Source organism: Dactylosporangium sp. NPDC051087 (assembly GCF_055586325.1).
Genome location: NZ_JBVJIJ010000019.1, coordinates 200,145 through 216,930, shown reverse-complemented (window position 1 = coordinate 216,930; position 16,786 = coordinate 200,145). Strand labels below are relative to the sequence as shown.

The following is a 16,786-nucleotide window of genomic DNA, read 5'->3' as shown; positions in this document are numbered from 1 at the left end:
CTCAGGCCTCCCATCCGAACGCCCGCGCGTAGCGCACGTCGCCCTCAACCATGTCCCGCATGTCGCCGGCCGCGTTGCGGAACATCAGCGCCCGCTCGATGCCCATGCCGAACGCGAACCCGGAATACTCGTCGGGGTCGATGCCGCAGGCGCGCAGCACCCGCGGGTTGACCATGCCGCAGCCGCCCCATTCGACCCAGCGGGCGCCGTCGCGGTGGTGCGGGAACCACATGTCGATCTCGGCGCCCGGCTCGACGAACGGGAAGTAGGACGGCCGGAGCCGGGTCTCCGTGCCGGGGCCGAACAGGCCCTGCACGAAGTGGTCGAGGGTGCCCTTGAGGTGCGCCATCGTGATGCCCTTGTCGATGACGAGGCCCTCGACCTGGTGGAACACCGGGGTGTGGGTCGCGTCGAGCTCGTCGGTGCGGTAGACCCGGCCGGGGCAGACGATGTAGATCGGCGGCTTCCTGGTCGTCATCGTCCGCGCCTGCACCGGCGACGTGTGCGTCCGCAGCACGATCCGCGAGTCGGTGTCCTTCTCGCTGCCCCCGGCGGCGATGAAGAACGTGTCCATCATCGAGCGCGCCGGGTGGTCCGGGTGCATGTTGAGGGCGTCGAAGTTGTACCACTCCCACTCGGCCTCGGGGCCCTCGGCGACCTCGTAGCCCATGCCGACGAACAGGTCGCCGACCCGCTCCATGATCTTGGTCAGCGGGTGCTGGGCGCCGCGCGGGCGGCGGCCGGTCGGGAGGGTCACGTCGACCGTCTCCTCGACCAGGACGCGCTCCTCGCGCTCGGCGGTCAGGACGGCGAGCCGGGCGTCGAACGCCGCCTGCACCGCGACGCGGGCCTCGTTGACGCGCTTGCCCGCGTCGGCCTTCGCGGCCGGGGGCAGCGAGCCGATCTCGCGACGGGCGAGGGAGATCGGGGCACGGTCGCCGAGGTGCTGGGACTTGAGCGCGGCGAGGGCGTCGAGGTCGCTCGCGCCCGCGAACGCCTTGTCGGCGCCCGTGACGGCGTCGTCCAGGGCGTCCTGGGCGAGCAGCATCGCCTGCTTCGGGTCATACGGATCGTTGCGGTAGGTCATCGGACTCTTCCCACGGGAGATTTGGCCTCGGACAGTGTAGGAGGGGGCGCCCGCCGGCCGTGGGAAGGTGTCAGGAGGTGACGCGTCCTGTCCGCCCACCGTCACCGGCGGGCCAGATAAACAGGCGCGTGCTCACATCGACTCCTTCAACGCTTTCGCTGAACTGTACAAGCACACGGCCGCGGCCGCAGCCAGGTTCAGGCTCTCCGCGCCGCCGAGGATGGGCACCCTGACGCGGGCGTCCGCCGCGTCCTTGAGCTGCTGCGACAGGCCGTGCGCCTCGGATCCGAACAGCCACGCGGTCGGACGCCCCAGGTCGGACAGCTCGAAGAGGTCCGACTCGCCGTAGCCGTCGGCGGCAAGGATCCGCAGGCCGGCCGCACGCAGCGCGGTGATCGCCGTTTCGGTCGAGCGGGCCCGGACGACGTCGACGTGGAAGAGGCTGCCCGCGCTCGACCGGACCGCCTTGCCGTTGTACGGGTCGACGCTGTCCCCCGCGAAGACGACCACCCTCGCGCCGGCCGCGTCGGCGGTGCGCAGGACGGTGCCCGCGTTGCCGGGGTCGCGGATGTCGGCGCAGACGGCGACCAGCCGCGGGCCTTTCGCGAGCGCGTCGGCGAGGGGCACGTCCCGCTGGGCGCAGACCGCGACGACGCCCTGCGGCTGCACGGTCTCGGTGAGCGCGGCCAGGGCCTCGTCGTCCACGACGCTGACCCGGTCCGCCCGCTCCAGGAGCGTGGCGTGGCGGGTGAGCGCGTCGGTGGTGCAGAACACCTCGACGGCGACGCCGGCGGCCAGGGCCTCGCGGACCGCCTGAGGCCCCTCGGCGAGGAAGCGGCCGGTCTCGTCCCGGTCGCGGCGGCGCTGCAGGCGCCGGGCAGCAACAACCCGGGGGGTCCGCGTGGTGAAGACCGCCCCGGGTTGCCGAATCACGTCAGGCTGCGGCAACGGCCGTCTTCGCCACCGCGACCAGGCCGCTGAACGCCTTCGCGTCGTTGACGGCCAGCTCGGCGAGGATCTTGCGGTCCACCTCGACGCCCGCCAGGCGAAGACCCTGGATCAGGCGGTTGTAGGTGAGACCGTTCGCGCGGGCGGCGGCGTTGATACGGGTGATCCACAGCTGGCGGAAGTCACCCTTGCGGTCGCGCCGGTCCCGGTAGGCGTACTGCATCGAGTGCAGCATCTGCTCCTTGGCCTTGCGGTACAGCCGCGAGCGCTGCCCGCGGTAGCCGCTGGCCGTCTCCAGGACGGTACGACGCTTCTTCTGGGCATTCACTGCCCGCTTCACGCGTGCCACGGTTGTTACTCCTCATGCGAGACCGGCCCGGGACGTGCGGGCCGGTCGGAAAAGTCCAGGAAAGGGGGGCGTTGCGGCCGCGTGTTACAGGCCGAGCATCTTCTTGACGCGAGTGGTCTCGGTCTTCGCGAGCTCGACAGAGCCGCTGAGCCGGCGGGTCCGCTTGCTGGACTTGACCTCGAGCAGGTGCCGCTTGCCGGCCGGCTCGGCGAGGAACTTGCCGCGACCGGTGACCTTGACGCGCTTCTTCATCCCGGAGTGCGGTTTGAACTTCGGCATGGCTGATGTTGCCCTTCCATGTGCGGCGCGCCAGAGCCGGCACCCTCCCCGTCCAGGACGGGAGGGTGCCGTGGCGCACCGGCGCACAGGCCGGGACGACCGCTGTGCGGGTCCCGCCCGCACGACGCGGTCGTTGTCGGTGGATCAGTGGTGCCACCGGGCCGGTTGACGGCCCGGTTGGTGCTGCTATCCCTGGTCGGCGGTGACGACCTCGGGCAGGACGGCTGCTTCGCCCTCCGGCGCGGGACCGTCCTCGGTGCGGCCCTCACGGGTCGCGACCGCCGCGGCCTTCACATTGCGATGCGGCGCAAGGACCATGATCATGTTTCGACCGTCCTGCTTCGCGGATGCCTCGACGAAGCCCAGCTCCGAGATTTCCTCCGAGAGCTTGCGCAGCAGCCGGAACCCCAGCTCCGGGCGGCTCTGCTCGCGGCCTCGGAACATGATCGTTACCTTGACCTTGTCGCCCTGCTTCAGGAACCGCATGACGTGACCCTTTTTGGTCTCGTAGTCGTGCGGGTCGATCTTCGGGCGGAGCTTCATCTCCTTGATGACGGTCTGCTGCTGGTTACGCCGGGCTTCCCTTGCCTTGAGCGCGCTCTCGTACTTGAACTTGCCGAAGTCCATGAGCTTGCAGACGGGCGGGCGTGCCATGGGCGCAACTTCGACCAGGTCCAGGTCCACGTCGGCGGCCAGCTGGAGTGCGCGCTCGAGCGGGACGATGCCCACCTGCTCACCCTCCGGGCCGACCAGCCGGACCTCACGTGCCCGGATCTGCTCGTTGACGCGTGGCTCGACGCTGATGTGGCCTCCTCGATCGGTGCTTGTCTGGTGTGCCGACCGAAGCGGAAAAGCCCCCGGATGCGCAGCGCGCATGCGAGGGCCCACTCGACCGCACCGACCTCATGCTGAGGTCCTGCGGTCAGACCGGGACCCGGCTGCCCAGAGCTGCACGGGTGGGAGTTTTACCTCCGCTTCGAACACGAAACGCTCCCGAGGGAACGTGACGTGCGGTCGACTCCGGCTACTCTACCACGCTGCCGGACAGCGACGCCGTGTGCAGGGCCCGCAGCTGCCGGGCGGCCTTGACGGCGTGCTCCTTGTCGGCCATCTGCACCGCCATCACCGCGACCCGCTCGTCGTCGTGCAGGTCCAAGGTGAGCCACGGGGCGCCGCGGCCGAACGTGACCGCCCGCACCACGTCCCACGGCAGGTCGTAGGAGCCGATGATGTTCTGCACCCGGACGCCGGTCTCGTCGGCCTCCACCCGGGGGCGGGCCATCAGCAGGATGGCGAGCGCGGCGCAGATCCCCAGCCCGATCATGGCGGCCTGGTCACCGCGCTGGAAATAGCCCGGGCCGTCGCCGGTCTTGCCGTGCAGCCCCATCGCGATGAGCGTGAAGACCACCACGACCACGGCGGCGAGGACGAAGGCGATGATCCTGGCGCGCCGCGGACGGGCGAGAACGGTGCTGCTCACACCGACGAGACTACAGGCGGCACGCGTGGATGCCGGTCACCAGGATGGCGCGGGCGCCGACGTCGTACAGCTCGTCCATGATCCGGTGCACCTCGTCACGCTGGACCATGGCCTGCACGGCGACCCAGCCCTCCCGGTGCAGCGGCGACACGGTCGGCGACTCGATGCCCGGGGTCAGCGCGACCGCCGCGTCGAGCGCGTCGGCCCGCACGTCGTAGGCGAGCATCACGTAGCGGCGGGCCACGAGGACACCCTGGAGGCGGCGCAGCAGCTGGGCGGCCGCGGCCGGCAGGTCACCGGTCCCGCTGCGGCGCACCAGCACCGACGACGACTTGAGGATCGGCTCGCCGAAGGTCGCCAGGCCCGCCTGACGCAGCGTCGCTCCGGTCTCCACCACGTCGGCGATGACGTCGGCGACGCCCAGGCGGATCGCGTTCTCCACGGCGCCGTCGAGCCGGATGACCTCGGCGGTGACGCCGTGCCCGGAGAAGTAGCGCTCCATCACCCCCGGGTAGGCGGTCGCGACCCGCAGCCCGGCCAGGTCCGACGGCTTGTCGCCGGTGATCGAGCCGGGCACCCCGGCGAAGCGGAACGTCGCCTTCCCGAAGCCGAGGTCGAGCAGCTCCTCGGCGCCGCTGTCGGCGTCGATGAGCAGGTCCCGGCCGGTGATGCCGAGGTCGAGGTCGCCGGAGCCGACGTAGGTGGCGATGTCACGGGGACGCAGGTAGAAGAACTCGACGTCGTTGGCCTCGTCGCGGCAGAGCAGGTCCTTGGGGTCGGAGCGCTGGCGGTAGCCGGCCTCCTGGAGCATCTGGGCGGCGGGACCGGACAGGGTCCCCTTGTTGGGCACGGCGATCCTGAGCATGGAAGGGCCTTTCGAAGACAGGGGGTCGGGACGGACGCGGCTACCGGCCTACAGATGTCGGTAGACGTCCTCCAGCGACAGCCCTGTCGCCAGCATCAGGCACTGCACCTGGTAGAGCAGCTGCGACAGCTCCTCGGCGGTGCGCTCGGCGCCCTCGTGCTCGGCGGCCATCCAGCTCTCGGCGGCCTCCTCGACGACCTTCTTGCCGATGAAGTGGACGCCCTTCTCCAGCGCGGCAACGGTGCCGGAGCCAGGGGTGCCCGCGGCGGCCTTGGCGGTCAGCTCGGCGAACAGCTCGTCAAAGGTCTTCACGGGCACGAATTCTCGCAGGCCCGGCCGCGAAAGGGGAATCGAGATCACGACAGGCGTGTCGTCGCTCACCCCGGTTCAGCCGACGGTGAAGTCGTGGTCGTCGACGCCCTGGACGCTGCCGTCGGCCGCCGACACGTAGTACGCCTCGATGACGTACCGGCCGGGGGCGAGCGTCAGCGGCACCCGCGCCTCGCCGACCGCGGGCGCCCCCACCGACAGCTGCACGACCTGCTCGACCACGGCGTTGCCGCCGGACGCGCGGACCCGCAGGTTGACGGTGCCCTCGAAAACGATCCCGGCCAGGTGCACGGTGAACGTCCGGCCGACCCGCTGCCCCTGCTGCGGGTCGATCACCCACACCGGCGCGTAGATCTCCGACGGCGGCAGCTGCCTGACGGGCCTGCTGGTGTCGACCGCGCCCCACAGCTTCGGCACGGCCGCGCCGTCGACCGTGATCCGCACGCCGTCGATCCGCTTCACCGACGTGTACGTGGCCGCCGCGGCGACCGTCGACACCAGCTGCTGCACCGCGAGCGCCGGGGTGCCCGACCGCGGGCCGGGGCCGACGTCGGCGAGGTCGACGGTGACGATCTTCCCGTCGACGGTGACCCCGCGCACCGTCACGGAGTCCGGCCACAACGTCAGGTAGTCGGGGTCCGCGGCGGAGCCGTGCCGCAGCGCCTCCCCGATCGCGGCCGCGATCCGGTGCGTGTCGTCGTCGGCCGTGAGCGGCAGGTCGTGGAACTCCCTGACCAGGCGGTCGTTGCGGGCGTAGTACACCGGCAGCTGCACCGTCACGGGACCACCGGTCGAGGCGGGCACGCTCGGCGGCGGCGTGGGCTGGGCGAGGCCGGTCGTCGCCGGCGCGGCCGGCCGGCGGTCCTGCAGGGTGCCCGACGGCGGCATCCGGTCGGGGACGAACACGGCGACGGCGAGCGCGATGACCGCCGCGACCGCGGCCGCCGCGGCCAGGACCGCCCAGCCGCCGCGCCGCCGCTCCTCGACGCGGCCCCTGATCCGGGGCAGCGCGTCCGGCGCGACCTCGACGGTGTCGACCTGCGCGCGCAGCGCGGCCCGCAGCCGGTCCTCCGGTGACATCCTCATGGCGCCTGCTCCAGGCTCTCCCGCAGGGCGGCCATGCCCCGGGAGGCGTGACTCTTCACCGAGCCCTTGCTGACCCCCATCGCGTCGGCGATCTCCGCCTCGGACAGCTCGCCGTAGTACCGCAGCACGATCGCCTCCCGCTGCCTGGCCGGCAGCCGGCGGACCGCCTCCAGGACCTCCCGGTGCCGCAGCAGGGCGAGCGCGCCGGTCTCCGCGCTCGCCACCGTCGGCTCGTCGTCCGGCCGCCGCGCCGCGACGAAACGGTCGGCGACCCCGCGGCGCCGCAGCGCCGACCGCGCGCCGTTGACCACGCTGGTGCGCAGGTAACCGAGGGCCTTGTCCGCGTCGCGCAGCCGCCACCAACGCCGGTGCAGGCCGACGTACGCGTCCTGGACCACGTCCTCGGCGGCCGCCTCGTCGTGCAACAACAGCACCGCCAGCCGCACGAGCCCCCGGTAGTGCGCCGAGAACAGCGCCGTCACCGCGTCGTCGGCGCTCCAGTCGCGCACGACGTCGCGGGCGGGCCCGGCATCGCGGGCGGGCTCGGCTAGCACCGCCCTACCGTCCCATGGCGTGGTCCCCACGTCGGCCGTCACGCACCTACGACGCGCCAAGTGGCTGTCTGGTTGACCGCTGTCACCCGAAAGGCGAACTCCGCCCACCCTGGATATCGTGGGCCGGTGGAAACCGTGCCGAAGTACACCGACGAAGAGTGGGGGCTCCTCGTGGGCCTGCCGCAGTCCGTGCTGATCGCCGCGTCCCAGGCCGAGCAGGACGGCAGCCGCCGGACCCGCGAGGAGTGGACGGCCGGCATGACCGCCATCGCCGACGGCCGCGACTCCGCCAGCGACCTGGTCCGCACGGTCGCCGCCGACGTGGTCGCCCGGCAGGGTGACATCGACGAGGACCTCGTGGGTGGGCTGGAGCCGCCGATCATCGAGTTCCCCGACCGCAAGGCGGGCATCGCCGACGTCATCGAGCGGGCGAAGGCCGCCCACGAGCTCCTGGCGGCGAAGGCCACCGACGCGGACGCCGAGTCCTACCGCTTCTGGCTGATCACCCTCGCCGACCAGGTGGTGAGCGCGACGAAGTCCGGCGACGTGCTCGGCTTCGGCGGCGAGCTGGTCACCCCGGCCGAGCGCGCCTTCCGCGACGAGCTGGCCGCGGTCCTCGAGGTGTGACGGCGCGCTGACGTGCCCGCGTGGGTCCGGCCGTGGTGCGGCCGGACCCGCCGCACGTCAGGACTTGGCGACCTGGCGGAGCGCGTGCGCGGCGTCCAGGGCCGCGAGGGTGGCCGAGTAGCCCTTGTCCTCCGGCGAGCCCGGCAGCCCCGCCCGTGCCCGCGCCTGGTCGAGGTTGTCGACCGTCAGCACGCCGTGCGCGACCGGCGTCGACTCGTCCAGGGCGACCCTGGTCAGCCCGTCCGTCACCGACTGGCACACGTATTCGAAGTGGGCCGTGTCGCCGCGGACCACGACGCCGAGCGCGACCACCGCGTCGAAGCGGTGCGCGAGCGCCTGCGCCAGGACCGGCAGCTCGACGGCGCCGTCGACGCGGGCGACGGTGATGTGGTCGACGTTGGAGGCCTCACCGGCCTCGATCGCCCGGTTGAGCATGTGGTCGACGAGCTCGGCGTGCCACCGGGTGGCCACGATGCCGAGCGTCAGCCCGGTGCCGTCGACCCGCTGCAGCACGGGTGCCCCAATACCAGACATTACGCAAGTCCTTCCGCGACCTCGTCGAGCTCGTCCAGCAGGTGTCCCATGCGGTCCCGCTTGGTGCGCAGGTAGCGCACGTTCTCCGGGTGCGGCCGGGTCGGCAGCGACGCACGGCTCAGCACGGAAAGACCGTACCCTTCCAGGCCCGCCCGTTTCGCCGGGTTGTTCGTCAGCAGGCGCATCGTCTTGATGCCGAGGTCGACGAGGATCTGCGCGCCGGTGCCGTAGTCGCGGGCGTCGGCGGGCAGGCCGAGGTCCAGGTTGGCGTCGACGGTGTCCCGGCCGAGGTCCTGCAGCTGGTAGGCCTGCAGCTTGTGCATCAGGCCGATGCCGCGCCCCTCGTGCCCGCGCATGTAGAGGACCACGCCGCGGCCCTCGGCGGCGACCATCTTCATGGACGCCTGCAGCTGCGGGCCGCAGTCGCAGCGCACGCTCGCGAAGACGTCGCCGGTGAGGCACTCGGAGTGCACCCGCACGAGGACGTCCTCGCCGTCGCCGAGGTCGCCGTAGACGAGCGCGATGTGCTCGCCCGCGTCGAACTCGGTCGTGTAGCCCACGGCCCGGAACACGCCGTGCTCGGTCGGCAGCCGGGTCTCGGCGACCCGCTCGATCTGCTTCTCGGTGTGCCGGCGGTAGGCGATGAGGTCGGCGATGCTGATCAGGGCCAGGTCGTGCTGCTCGGCGAAGGCGCGCAGGTCGGGCAGGCGCATCATGGTGCCGTCGTCGTTGACCATCTCGCACAGCACGCCGGCGGGGCGCAGCCCGGCCATCGTGGCGAGGTCGACGGCGGCCTCGGTGTGCCCGGCGCGGCGCAGGACCCCGCCGTCCTTGGCCCGCAGCGGCACGATGTGCCCGGGACGGGACAGGTCGGTCGGCTGGGTGTCCTCGGCGGCGAGCAGGCGGATGGTGCGGGCCCGGTCGGCGGCGGAGATGCCGGTGGTGCCGCCGAAGCGGGCGTCGACGGTCACGGTGTACGCGGTGCCCCGGCGGTCCTGGTTCGTGCGGTACATCGGCGGCAGGTCGAGCCGGTCGGCCTCGGCCTCGGTGATCGGCACGCAGATGTAGCCCGACGTGTAGCGGACCATGAACGCGACGAGCTCCGGGGTGGCGAACTCGGCGGCGAAGATGAGGTCGCCCTCGTTCTCGCGGTCCTCGTCGTCCACGACGATCACGGCCTTGCCGGCGGCCATGTCCTTGACCGCCCGCTCGATCGGGTCCAGGCCGGTGACAGGGGCACTCGCGGCGCCGCCCTCGCTCCGCTCAGGCGGCACCGCGAGGCCGAGGCGCACCTGAGCTTGCTGATGAGCGTCCTCTCCGCTCCGCTCCGGGGCGCTCATGACTTGGCTCCCAGCAGCTTCTCGACGTACTTGGCCATGATGTCGACCTCCAGGTTGACCTTTTCGCCGACGCCTCTGGCACCGAGCGTCGTGAGCTTGAGCGTGGTCGGGATGAGCCCGACCGAGAACGTGTCGTCGGTGATGGCCATGACCGTCAGCGAGATCCCGTCGACGGTGATGGACCCCTTCTCGACGACGTACCGCGCGAGCTGCGGGGGAAGGGAGAACGTGACGGTCTCCCACTGGTCGCCGGACTCCCGGGACAGGACCGTGCCGACCCCGTCGACGTGGCCCTGCACGATGTGGCCGCCGAGGCGGGTGGCCATGGTGGCGGCGCGCTCCAGGTTGACCGGCGAGCCGGCGGTGAGCGAGCCGAGCGTGGAGCGGTCCAGGGACTCGCCCATCACGTCGGCGGTGAAGACGCCGTCGGCGTTGTCCACGACGGTGAGACAGACGCCGTTGACGCTGATGGAGTCGCCGTGCGCGGCGTCGGAGGTGACCGTCGCGCCGCGGATCGACAGCCGGGCCGAGTCGCCGAGCGGGTCGATCGCGACGACCGTGCCGAGCTCTTCGATGATGCCGGTGAACACTGGTCACGCACCTTTCACTGTTGCCGTCAGGCGCACGTCGGGCCCGATCGTGGCGACGTCGACGACGTCGAGCGTCAAAGCTTCGGAGATCGTGGAGATTCCCGCGCCGGCCAGGGCGGCCGGTCCGGCGCCGAGCAGCTTCGGGGCGAGGTAGGCGACGACCCGGTCGACGAGGCCCGCGGCGAGGAACGCGCCGGCCAGGGTCGGGCCCCCTTCCAGCAACGCCGTGCGGATGCCCCGCTCGTAGAGCTGCCGCAGCATGTCCTGAAGGTCGACCCTGCCGCCGCCGGGCGCGGTGGCGACCCAGGTCGGCGCCGAGCCGTCCAGGATCTTCGCGCCAGGTGGTGTACGACTGCCGCCCTCCACCACCACCCGCAGCGGCTGGCGCGCCGCGGGGCCGCCGTCGGTGCGGACCGTGAGCTGCGGATCGTCCGCGATGACGGTGCCGACGCCGGCGATGATCGCGTCGACGCCGCCCCGGATGCGGTGCACGTCGGCCCGCGCCTGCGGCGAGGTGATCCATTTGCTGGTGCCGTCGGCGGCGGCGGAGCGCCCGTCGAGCGTCGCGGCGAACTTCCAGATCACGTAGGGCGTGCCCCGCCCGACGGCGGTCAGCCAGCCGATCATCGCCGCCCGCGCGGCGGCGTGTCCCTCGCCGACGTCGACGGTGATCCCGGCGGCGCGCAGCGTCTGCGCGCCGCCCGCGGCCACCGGGTTCGGGTCGCTGACGGCGACGACGACCCGCGCGACGCCGGCCGCGATGAGCGCCCGGGTGCAGGGGCCGGTGCGACCCGTGTGGTCGCAGGGCTCCAGCGTGACGTAAGCGGTGCCGCCCCGGGCCCGGTCACCGGCCGCCGCGAGGGCGTTGACCTCGGCGTGCGGCCCTCCGGCGGGTGCGGTGCGGCCCTCACCGACGACGTCGCCGCCGGGGCCGACGAGCACGCAGCCGACGTTGGGGTTGGGGCTGGTCTCCCCCAGGCTGCGCAGCGACAGCGCTACGGCACGCCGCATGTGCCCGGCGTCTGCGTCTGCGTCCATGGCCCTCTCCGCGCGGTGTGGTCACACGCGTGAGGGCTGATGGGGACGGCTGCGGGCGGGGACGGCGGAAGCGCAAATGCGCAGGCCGACCCCGGGACGCCCGTCGAAACGGACGCCGGATCCCGCGCGCTGAACTCCCATCCGGACTGTGACCGTCGGCTCTGGACTCACACCAGATCCACCGGTCGACGGCTTCGACCGGGTCGCGGGCTCGCGGTCCGTGAGGTCACAGGCCGCTTACCGCCGGTTCGGAATTTCACCGAGCCCCGCCAGCGCGTGGTGGGTACGTAACCTGAGTCTTGCACACGAACGCGGCGACCGGACCGGTCCTTACCGAGGGACCTTTGTCACAGATGCACAGCACTACGGCGGTCGACAGCGACGTAGTTGCCGTTGTGCTTCTTCGCCACGGACTTCATGTCGGTGGCGACGGCGATGACCTCGCGGGGGTCGGTGAGCTGCCCGGTGGCGCCGGTCTGGCCGATCGCGACGCCGATGGACAGGGTCACCAGGTTGGCCTGCTGGACCTCGCCGTTGCGCTGCACGACCTCGACGAAGCCGCGCTCGGCGTCGGCCGGGTCGTAGAGGGCGTCCGACGCCGCCTGGAACTCCAGGATCGCCTTGGACAGCATCGGCTTGAGCTGGTCGGGGCTGCACACGATGAGGAAGTCGTCGCCGCCGATGTGGCCGAGGAACGCCGGCGGCAGGCCGACCTCGACGACGGCGCGGTGCAGCGCCCGGGCGAGCGCGGTGATGAACTCGTCGCCGCGGGCGAACCCGTACACGTCGTTGACGGCCTTGAACCGGTCGATGTCGACGTGGGAGACGGCGTAGTCGGCGCCGGCCCTGGCCCGGTCGGTGATCTCGCGCAGGATCCGGCTGTTGCCGGGCAGCCCGGTCAGCGGCGACACCTCGCGGTTCTCCTGGTTGCGGCGCAGCGTGGAGCGGACCCGCGCGACGAGCTCCAGGGTGTCGAACGGCTTCACCAGGTAGTCGTCGGCGCCCGCCTGCAACCCGATGACCTTGTCCGCGGTCTGCCCGCGCGCGGTCAGCAGGATCACCGGGATCGGCGCCGTCATCGGGTCGGCGCGCAGCCGCCTGGTCAGCTCGAGCCCGTCGAGCTGCGGCATCATCCAGTCGACGACGGCGAGGGCCGGCATGTGCTCCTCGACGAGGCGCAACGCGGTCGCGCCGTCGTGGGCCAGCAGCACCCGATAGCCCTCGAGCTTGAGGTTGACCTCGATGAACCGCGCAATGTCGACGTCGTCGTCGACGACGAGGATGGTGTCGGGCTCGGCCATGCGTGGTCCTCTGCGCTTCCTCGGCCGCCGGCGTCGTCAGCCGCTCGGGTCTTCCTCAGCCGCTCGGGTCTTCCTCAGCCGCTCGCCAGGGCGCGGAGCCTGCGCACCGCGGCGGCCGGGTCCTCGGCGCCGAAGACGGCGGTGCCGGCGACGAACGTGTCGGCACCCGCTTCGGCGCAGGCCGCGATCGTATCGTCGGCCACTCCGCCGTCAACTTCAATGCGGAGCTCCAGATGGCCCGCGTCGATGTGCCGCCGGGCGGTGCGGACCTTGTCCAGCAGCTCCGGGATGAACGCCTGGCCGCCGAACCCGGCCTTGATCGTCATGATCAGCAGCAGGTCGAAGTGCGGCAGCAGGTCCAGATAGCCCTCGACCGGCGTGTCCCGGTCGATCGCCAGCCCGGCGCGGCTGCCCGCGGCCCGCAGGTCCTTCGCGATCGCCGCCGGGTCGGTGGCCGCCTCCGCGTGGAACGTGACGTTGTAGGCGCCCGCCTCCGCGTACTGCGTCGCCCACCGCGCCGGGTCCGCGATCATCAGGTGGCAGTCGAACGGCAGCGTCGTCGCCTTGCGCAGGCTCTGCACCACCGGCAGCCCGATCGTCAGGTTGGGCACGAAGTGGTAGTCCATGACGTCGACGTGCAGCCAGTCGGCGCTGCCCTCCACCGTCGCGGCGGAGTCGGCGAGCCGGGCGAAGTCCGCGGCGAGGATGGACGGTGCGATCACGGTGTTGCTCACACGAGCACTCTAGGCGACGGGCCGATTCCGGCAGCGGTATGGGTTCGGCCGGGTATGGGGGACAATCGACGGATGGTTGATGTCGTCGATGTGATCGTCGCCGATCACGTCCGGTTCGAGACGCTGCTCCGCGTCCTGCGTGACCGCGCCCACCCGGACCTCGCGGAGCACCGCCGGCGCACCCTGACCGAGCTCGCCGACCTGCTGGTCGCGCACGCCACCGCCGAGGAGTCCGAGGTCTATCCGAAGCTGCGCGAGCTGACCGGCGGCGACGGGCACGTCGAGCACGGGGAGGACGAGCACCTCGACGGTCACCGGCGGCTGCTCACCCTCCTCGACGTGCCGGACGTGACGTCGACGGCCTTCGACAAGGCGGTCAGCAAACTCGCGAACTCGCTGTACCACCACCTCGACGAGGAGGAGCGGACGTTGATCAACGACGCCCGCCGCCTCGACACGGCGACCCGGCAGGCGCTCGGCGACGCGTGGATCGCCGAGCGCGACCGCCTCATCGGCCTGTCCTGCGGCTCCCGCGAGGCGGTCGCCGCGCTCCTGCCGCCCGCCTGATCCCGCCCTCCTGATCCGGGCCGCACGGTCCCGGACGGTGCCGGCGGCCGGGTCAGCTCCGGCCGCCGCGACCGTCCGGGATCACGCGGAGCGGCGGAGCAGGGCGAGGAACATCGCGTCGGTGCCGTGGCGGTGCGGCCAGAGCTGCACCGTCGGGCCCGTCCCGAGGTCGGGCAGCGACGCGGGCAGCAACGGGCGGGCGTCGAGCAGGTCCAGGTCGATCGGGGACCTGCGGGCCGCCTCGGTGACCGACACCTCCGTCTCCGCCTGGTGCGGGGAGCAGGTGACGTAGGCGACGACCCCGCCCGGCCGGACCGCCCGGAACGCCGCCTGCAACAGCTCCCGCTGCAGGCGGGTCAGCGGCGGCAGGTCCGACGGCTGGCGGCGCCAGCGCGCCTCGGGGCGGCGGCGCAGCGCGCCCAGACCGGTGCAGGGTGCGTCGACCAGGACCCGGTCGAAGCCGCCCTCCGGCAGGTCGGCGTCCTTGCCCACGTCGCGGCCGTCGGCGTGGATCGTGTACACCGGCAGCCCCTCGGTGGCCCTGGCGACCAGCTCGGCGCGGTGGTGGGCGACCTCGACGGCGGTGACGTGCGCGTCGCGGTCGCGGGCGAGCGCGCCGAGCAGCCCGGCCTTGCCGCCGGGGCCGGCGCACAGGTCGAGCCACCGCTCGTCCCGGCCGTCCAGCGGCGCGGCGGCGAGCGCGGCGGCGACGAGCTGGCTGCCCTCGTCCTGCACGTGGGCGCGGCCGTCGCGGATCGCCGGGATGCCTGCGGGGTCGCCGCCGCCGGACAGGACCACGGCATACGGCGAATACCGCCCGACGGCCGCGCCCCGCAGCGACGCCGCGAGCTGCGCGGGGTCGATGAGGCCGGGGCGGGCGCACAGGTGCACGGGCGGGGCGAGGTTGTCGGCGTCCAGCGCGAGCTCCGCCTCGTCGAGCGAGCCGAGCGCGTCGGCGAACGCGCGGACGATCCACTGCGGGTGCGCGTGGTTGAGCGCGGCCACCTCGAACGGGTCGGTGGGCGCCAGCCGGGTCAGCCACGCGTCGCGGTCGGACTCGGCGACCCGGCGCAGGACCGCGTTGGCGAAGCCGGCCGCGCCCGGGACCAGGGAACGGACCAGGTCGACGGTCGTGGCGACCGCGGCGTGCGCGCCGACGCGCATGTTGAGCAGCTGATACGCGCCGATGCGCAGCGCGTCGCGGACCGGCGGGTCGATGCGCTCGACGGCCCGGTCCGCGGCGGCGGCGACGATCGCGTCGAGGGTGCCGGTCTGGCGCAGCGTCCCGTAGGTCAGCTCGGTCGCGAACGCGGCGTCGCGGCCGGTGACCCCGGTCTCGCGCAGCAGCCTCGGCAGCACGAGGTTGGCATACGCGTCGTCGCGGTGCACGGCGGCGACGGCCTCATAGGCGGCCTCGCGGGCGGGGTCGATCGCGGGCCGGCCACCGCGCGGCGGCCGGACGAGCCGGTCGTCGCGAGCGCCCGCCGGGCGCGGCCCCGGCCCCCGCCGGGGCGACCTCAAGACGTGGCTCCGGAGGACGGCGCCGCCCCGGACGGCGGCTCGCCCGGAGCCGGGGCGCCGAGCACGACGCCGGACTCGATGCGGGCACCGCGGGCCCAGGCGTCGGCCGGCATGGCCTTCTTGCCCGGTGCGGTGACGGTGCCGAGGGCGACGGGAACCGTGCCGGTGCCGACGAGGACCCTGTTGCGCTCGACGGCGACGACACCCGGGCCGAGGGTCGCTCCCCCGCCGATCACCGAGGCCGCGGTCACCGGGGTGACGGGGCCGAGCTTCAGCCGGTCGCCGCGCAGCGTCGTCCACGCGCCGGGCGCGGGCGTGCACGCCCTGACCCGCCGGTCGACGGCGAACGCCGGGTCCCCCCACCGGACGAGCGCGTCGTCGACGCTGAGCTTCGGGGCGGTGGAGATGCCCTCGTGCGCCTGCGGCACCGCGCCGAGCGAACCGGACTCGATGCCGTCCAGGACCTGCACCAGCAGCTGCGCACCGGAGACGGCGAGCCGCTCCAGCAGGTCACCGGACGTGTCGCGGGCGCCGACCGGCTCGGTGAGCGTGCCGAAGACGGGACCCGTGTCCAGGCCCTCCTCCAGGAGGAACACGCTGGCCCCGGTCATGTCGTCGCCGTGCAGCACCGCGTGCTGGACCGGCGCCGCGCCGCGCCACGCGGGCAGCAGCGAGAAGTGCAGGTTGAGCCACCCGAAGCGGGGGATGTCGAGCGCGACCCGGGGCACCAGCGCGCCATAGGCGACGACCGGCGCGCAGTCGGGCTCCAGCGCGCGCAGCTGCTCCAGGAACTCCGGCTCACGGGGGCGGGCCGGGGTGAGCACCGGGATGCCACGCTCCTGCGCCCAGGCGCTGACCGGGGACGGCACCAGCTGCCGGCCACGGCCGGACGGCGCGTCGGGGCGGCTGACGACCGCGACCAGCTCGTGGGAGGAGGCGGCGATCGCGTCGAGGGCGGGCAGCGCCACCGCGGGCGTGCCCGCGAAGACGAGCCTCACCGGCCGAACAGACCGTGCGGGCTGGTCTTCACGACCGGCGGGGCCTCGGGGTTGTACCACTCGGCGGCCCGGATCTCCTTCATCGCCTGCTTGCGCCGGTCGGCGTCGAGCCGGTCGACGAACAGGACCCCGTCGAGGTGGTCGGTCTCGTGCTGGGCGCAGCGCGCCATCAGCCCGGTGCCGACGATCTGGATCGGGTCGCCGTGCTCGTTGAAGCCCTTGGCGATCACATTCTGCCGGCGCTTGGTGTCCACATAGACGCCCGGGATGGACAGGCAGCCCTCGGGGCCGTCCTGCTCCTCCTCGTCGGGGAACTCCAGGACCGGGTTGACCATGTGCCCGATGACGTCGTCGACGTCGAAGGTGAACACGCGCAGCCCCACACCGATCTGCGGGGCGGCGAGGCCGGTCCCGTTCTGCTGGCCCATGGTGTCGAGCAGGTCCTTGACCAGCTTGCGCAGCTCACGGTCGAAGTCCACGACGCTGTCGGCGGGTGTGCGCAGCACCGGGTCGCCGAAGATGCGGACGGACTGGACGGTCAAACGAGGCACCCCAAAT

Annotated in this window: 20 protein-coding genes, 1 pseudogene and 1 riboswitch; of the genes and pseudogenes, 2 read left to right on the top strand and 19 right to left on the bottom strand. The window is 72.7% G+C overall.

The window, feature by feature from the left end:
• Nucleotide 1 precedes the first annotated feature (1 nt).
• The 10 genes from pheS to ACZ6TV_RS33380 all read right to left on the bottom strand — a co-directional run bounded on the left by pheS (nt 2) and on the right by ACZ6TV_RS33380 (nt 6,978).
• Nucleotides 2-1,087 (bottom strand): phenylalanine--tRNA ligase subunit alpha, encoded by a 1,086-nt coding sequence (pheS, locus tag ACZ6TV_RS33425; protein ID WP_465301449.1) that lies wholly within the window; start codon nt 1,085-1,087, stop codon nt 2-4.
• Nucleotides 1,088-1,219: 132 nt separating this feature from the next.
• Nucleotides 1,220-2,020 (bottom strand): TrmH family RNA methyltransferase, encoded by an 801-nt coding sequence (locus ACZ6TV_RS33420; protein ID WP_465301447.1) that lies wholly within the window; start codon nt 2,018-2,020, stop codon nt 1,220-1,222.
• Nucleotide 2,021: 1 nt separating this feature from the next.
• The gene (gene rplT / locus ACZ6TV_RS33415) at nt 2,022-2,384 is read right to left on the bottom strand and encodes a 50S ribosomal protein L20 (protein ID WP_344503591.1); all 363 of its coding nucleotides are present in this window, start codon (nt 2,382-2,384) and stop codon (nt 2,022-2,024) included.
• A gap of 84 nt (nt 2,385-2,468) precedes the next feature.
• Nucleotides 2,469-2,663 (bottom strand): 50S ribosomal protein L35, encoded by a 195-nt coding sequence (gene rpmI / locus ACZ6TV_RS33410; protein ID WP_354777537.1) that lies wholly within the window; start codon nt 2,661-2,663, stop codon nt 2,469-2,471.
• A gap of 186 nt (nt 2,664-2,849) precedes the next feature.
• On the bottom strand, nt 2,850-3,539 hold the full coding sequence (gene infC / locus ACZ6TV_RS33405) for a translation initiation factor IF-3 (protein ID WP_465301444.1): 690 nt from the start codon (nt 3,537-3,539) through the stop codon (nt 2,850-2,852).
• 148 nt (nt 3,540-3,687) lie between these two features.
• Nucleotides 3,688-4,143, bottom strand: coding sequence for a PH domain-containing protein (locus tag ACZ6TV_RS33400; RefSeq protein WP_465301442.1), 456 nt, complete (start codon nt 4,141-4,143; stop codon nt 3,688-3,690).
• A 10-nt stretch (nt 4,144-4,153) separates the two neighbouring features.
• A complete protein-coding gene (gene hisG / locus ACZ6TV_RS33395) occupies nt 4,154-5,008 on the bottom strand; it encodes an ATP phosphoribosyltransferase (protein ID WP_465301440.1) in 855 nt (284 codons plus the stop codon).
• A 48-nt stretch (nt 5,009-5,056) separates the two neighbouring features.
• Nucleotides 5,057-5,320 (bottom strand): phosphoribosyl-ATP diphosphatase, encoded by a 264-nt coding sequence (locus ACZ6TV_RS33390; protein ID WP_465301438.1) that lies wholly within the window; start codon nt 5,318-5,320, stop codon nt 5,057-5,059.
• 75 nt (nt 5,321-5,395) lie between these two features.
• Entirely contained in the window at nt 5,396-6,424 is a 1,029-nt protein-coding gene (locus tag ACZ6TV_RS33385) for a Gmad2 immunoglobulin-like domain-containing protein (protein ID WP_465301436.1), read from the bottom strand.
• On the bottom strand, nt 6,421-6,978 hold the full coding sequence (locus ACZ6TV_RS33380) for a SigE family RNA polymerase sigma factor (protein WP_465301434.1): 558 nt from the start codon (nt 6,976-6,978) through the stop codon (nt 6,421-6,423). Before ACZ6TV_RS33380 ends, ACZ6TV_RS33385 begins: the two co-directional genes overlap by 4 nt.
• Before the next feature lie 126 nt (nt 6,979-7,104).
• Here ACZ6TV_RS33380 and ACZ6TV_RS33375 point away from each other — a divergent pair, with 126 nt between their 5' ends.
• A complete protein-coding gene (locus ACZ6TV_RS33375) occupies nt 7,105-7,605 on the top strand; it encodes a hypothetical protein (protein ID WP_465301432.1) in 501 nt (166 codons plus the stop codon).
• Nucleotides 7,606-7,662: 57 nt separating this feature from the next.
• On the opposite strand, the gene ribH is transcribed toward ACZ6TV_RS33375, so the two are convergent.
• The 6 genes from ribH to rpe form a co-directional block, all read right to left on the bottom strand.
• Complete coding sequence (ribH, locus tag ACZ6TV_RS33370) at nt 7,663-8,139, bottom strand: 6,7-dimethyl-8-ribityllumazine synthase (protein ID WP_465301430.1); 477 nt, start codon at nt 8,137-8,139, stop codon at nt 7,663-7,665.
• Nucleotides 8,139-9,362 (bottom strand): bifunctional 3,4-dihydroxy-2-butanone-4-phosphate synthase/GTP cyclohydrolase II, encoded by a 1,224-nt coding sequence (locus ACZ6TV_RS33365; protein ID WP_465301580.1) that lies wholly within the window; start codon nt 9,360-9,362, stop codon nt 8,139-8,141. The genes ribH and ACZ6TV_RS33365 overlap by 1 nt, the downstream gene beginning before the upstream one ends.
• A gap of 113 nt (nt 9,363-9,475) precedes the next feature.
• The gene (locus ACZ6TV_RS33360) at nt 9,476-10,069 is read right to left on the bottom strand and encodes a riboflavin synthase (protein WP_465301428.1); all 594 of its coding nucleotides are present in this window, start codon (nt 10,067-10,069) and stop codon (nt 9,476-9,478) included.
• 3 nt (nt 10,070-10,072) lie between these two features.
• Complete coding sequence (ribD, locus tag ACZ6TV_RS33355) at nt 10,073-11,107, bottom strand: bifunctional diaminohydroxyphosphoribosylaminopyrimidine deaminase/5-amino-6-(5-phosphoribosylamino)uracil reductase RibD (RefSeq protein ID WP_465301426.1); 1,035 nt, start codon at nt 11,105-11,107, stop codon at nt 10,073-10,075.
• A 124-nt stretch (nt 11,108-11,231) separates the two neighbouring features.
• Nucleotides 11,232-11,385, bottom strand: a riboswitch (FMN riboswitch).
• Between the two features lie 69 nt (nt 11,386-11,454).
• Entirely contained in the window at nt 11,455-12,408 is a 954-nt protein-coding gene (locus ACZ6TV_RS33350; RefSeq protein ID WP_465301424.1) for a response regulator, read from the bottom strand.
• Between the two features lie 74 nt (nt 12,409-12,482).
• Nucleotides 12,483-13,142: a ribulose-phosphate 3-epimerase gene (rpe, locus tag ACZ6TV_RS33345; protein WP_465301422.1), complete on the bottom strand. Its 660-nt coding sequence runs from the start codon at nt 13,140-13,142 to the stop codon at nt 12,483-12,485.
• Between the two features lie 72 nt (nt 13,143-13,214).
• Here rpe and ACZ6TV_RS33340 point away from each other — a divergent pair, with 72 nt between their 5' ends.
• A complete protein-coding gene (locus ACZ6TV_RS33340) occupies nt 13,215-13,709 on the top strand; it encodes a hemerythrin domain-containing protein (protein ID WP_465301420.1) in 495 nt (164 codons plus the stop codon).
• Between the two features lie 81 nt (nt 13,710-13,790).
• Here ACZ6TV_RS33340 and ACZ6TV_RS33335 read toward each other — a convergent pair whose 3' ends face one another.
• From ACZ6TV_RS33335 to def, 3 genes and pseudogenes are all read right to left on the bottom strand, one after another.
• Nucleotides 13,791-15,329 carry an RsmB/NOP family class I SAM-dependent RNA methyltransferase gene (locus ACZ6TV_RS33335; RefSeq protein ID WP_465301578.1) on the bottom strand — a complete coding sequence of 513 codons (1,539 nt, stop codon included), beginning with the start codon at nt 15,327-15,329 and terminating at the stop codon, nt 13,791-13,793.
• Nucleotides 15,290-16,228, bottom strand: a pseudogene (fmt, locus tag ACZ6TV_RS33330) (methionyl-tRNA formyltransferase); the annotation flags it as partial. The gene ACZ6TV_RS33335 and the pseudogene fmt, both read right to left, overlap by 40 nt.
• A complete protein-coding gene (def, locus tag ACZ6TV_RS33325) occupies nt 16,225-16,770 on the bottom strand; it encodes a peptide deformylase (RefSeq protein WP_465301418.1) in 546 nt (181 codons plus the stop codon). The gene def and the pseudogene fmt, both read right to left, overlap by 4 nt.
• Nucleotides 16,771-16,786: the final 16 nt, after the last annotated feature.

What these genes read in the sequence shown, in the direction of transcription:
- ACZ6TV_RS33350 (WP_465301424.1), bottom strand. Translation starts at nt 12,408, where the DNA reads ATGGCCGAGCCCGACACCATCCTCGTCGTCGACGACGACGTCGACATT.
- infC (WP_465301444.1), bottom strand. Translation starts at nt 3,539, where the DNA reads ATGCGCGCTGCGCATCCGGGGGCTTTTCCGCTTCGGTCGGCACACCAG.
- hisG (WP_465301440.1), bottom strand. Translation starts at nt 5,008, where the DNA reads ATGCTCAGGATCGCCGTGCCCAACAAGGGGACCCTGTCCGGTCCCGCC.
- rpmI (WP_354777537.1), bottom strand. Translation starts at nt 2,663, where the DNA reads ATGCCGAAGTTCAAACCGCACTCCGGGATGAAGAAGCGCGTCAAGGTC.
- ribD (WP_465301426.1), bottom strand. Translation starts at nt 11,107, where the DNA reads ATGGACGCAGACGCAGACGCCGGGCACATGCGGCGTGCCGTAGCGCTG.
- ACZ6TV_RS33385 (WP_465301436.1), bottom strand. Translation starts at nt 6,424, where the DNA reads ATGAGGATGTCACCGGAGGACCGGCTGCGGGCCGCGCTGCGCGCGCAG.
- ribH (WP_465301430.1), bottom strand. Translation starts at nt 8,139, where the DNA reads ATGTCTGGTATTGGGGCACCCGTGCTGCAGCGGGTCGACGGCACCGGG.
- ACZ6TV_RS33340 (WP_465301420.1), top strand. Translation starts at nt 13,215, where the DNA reads ATGGTTGATGTCGTCGATGTGATCGTCGCCGATCACGTCCGGTTCGAG.
- pheS (WP_465301449.1), bottom strand. Translation starts at nt 1,087, where the DNA reads ATGACCTACCGCAACGATCCGTATGACCCGAAGCAGGCGATGCTGCTC.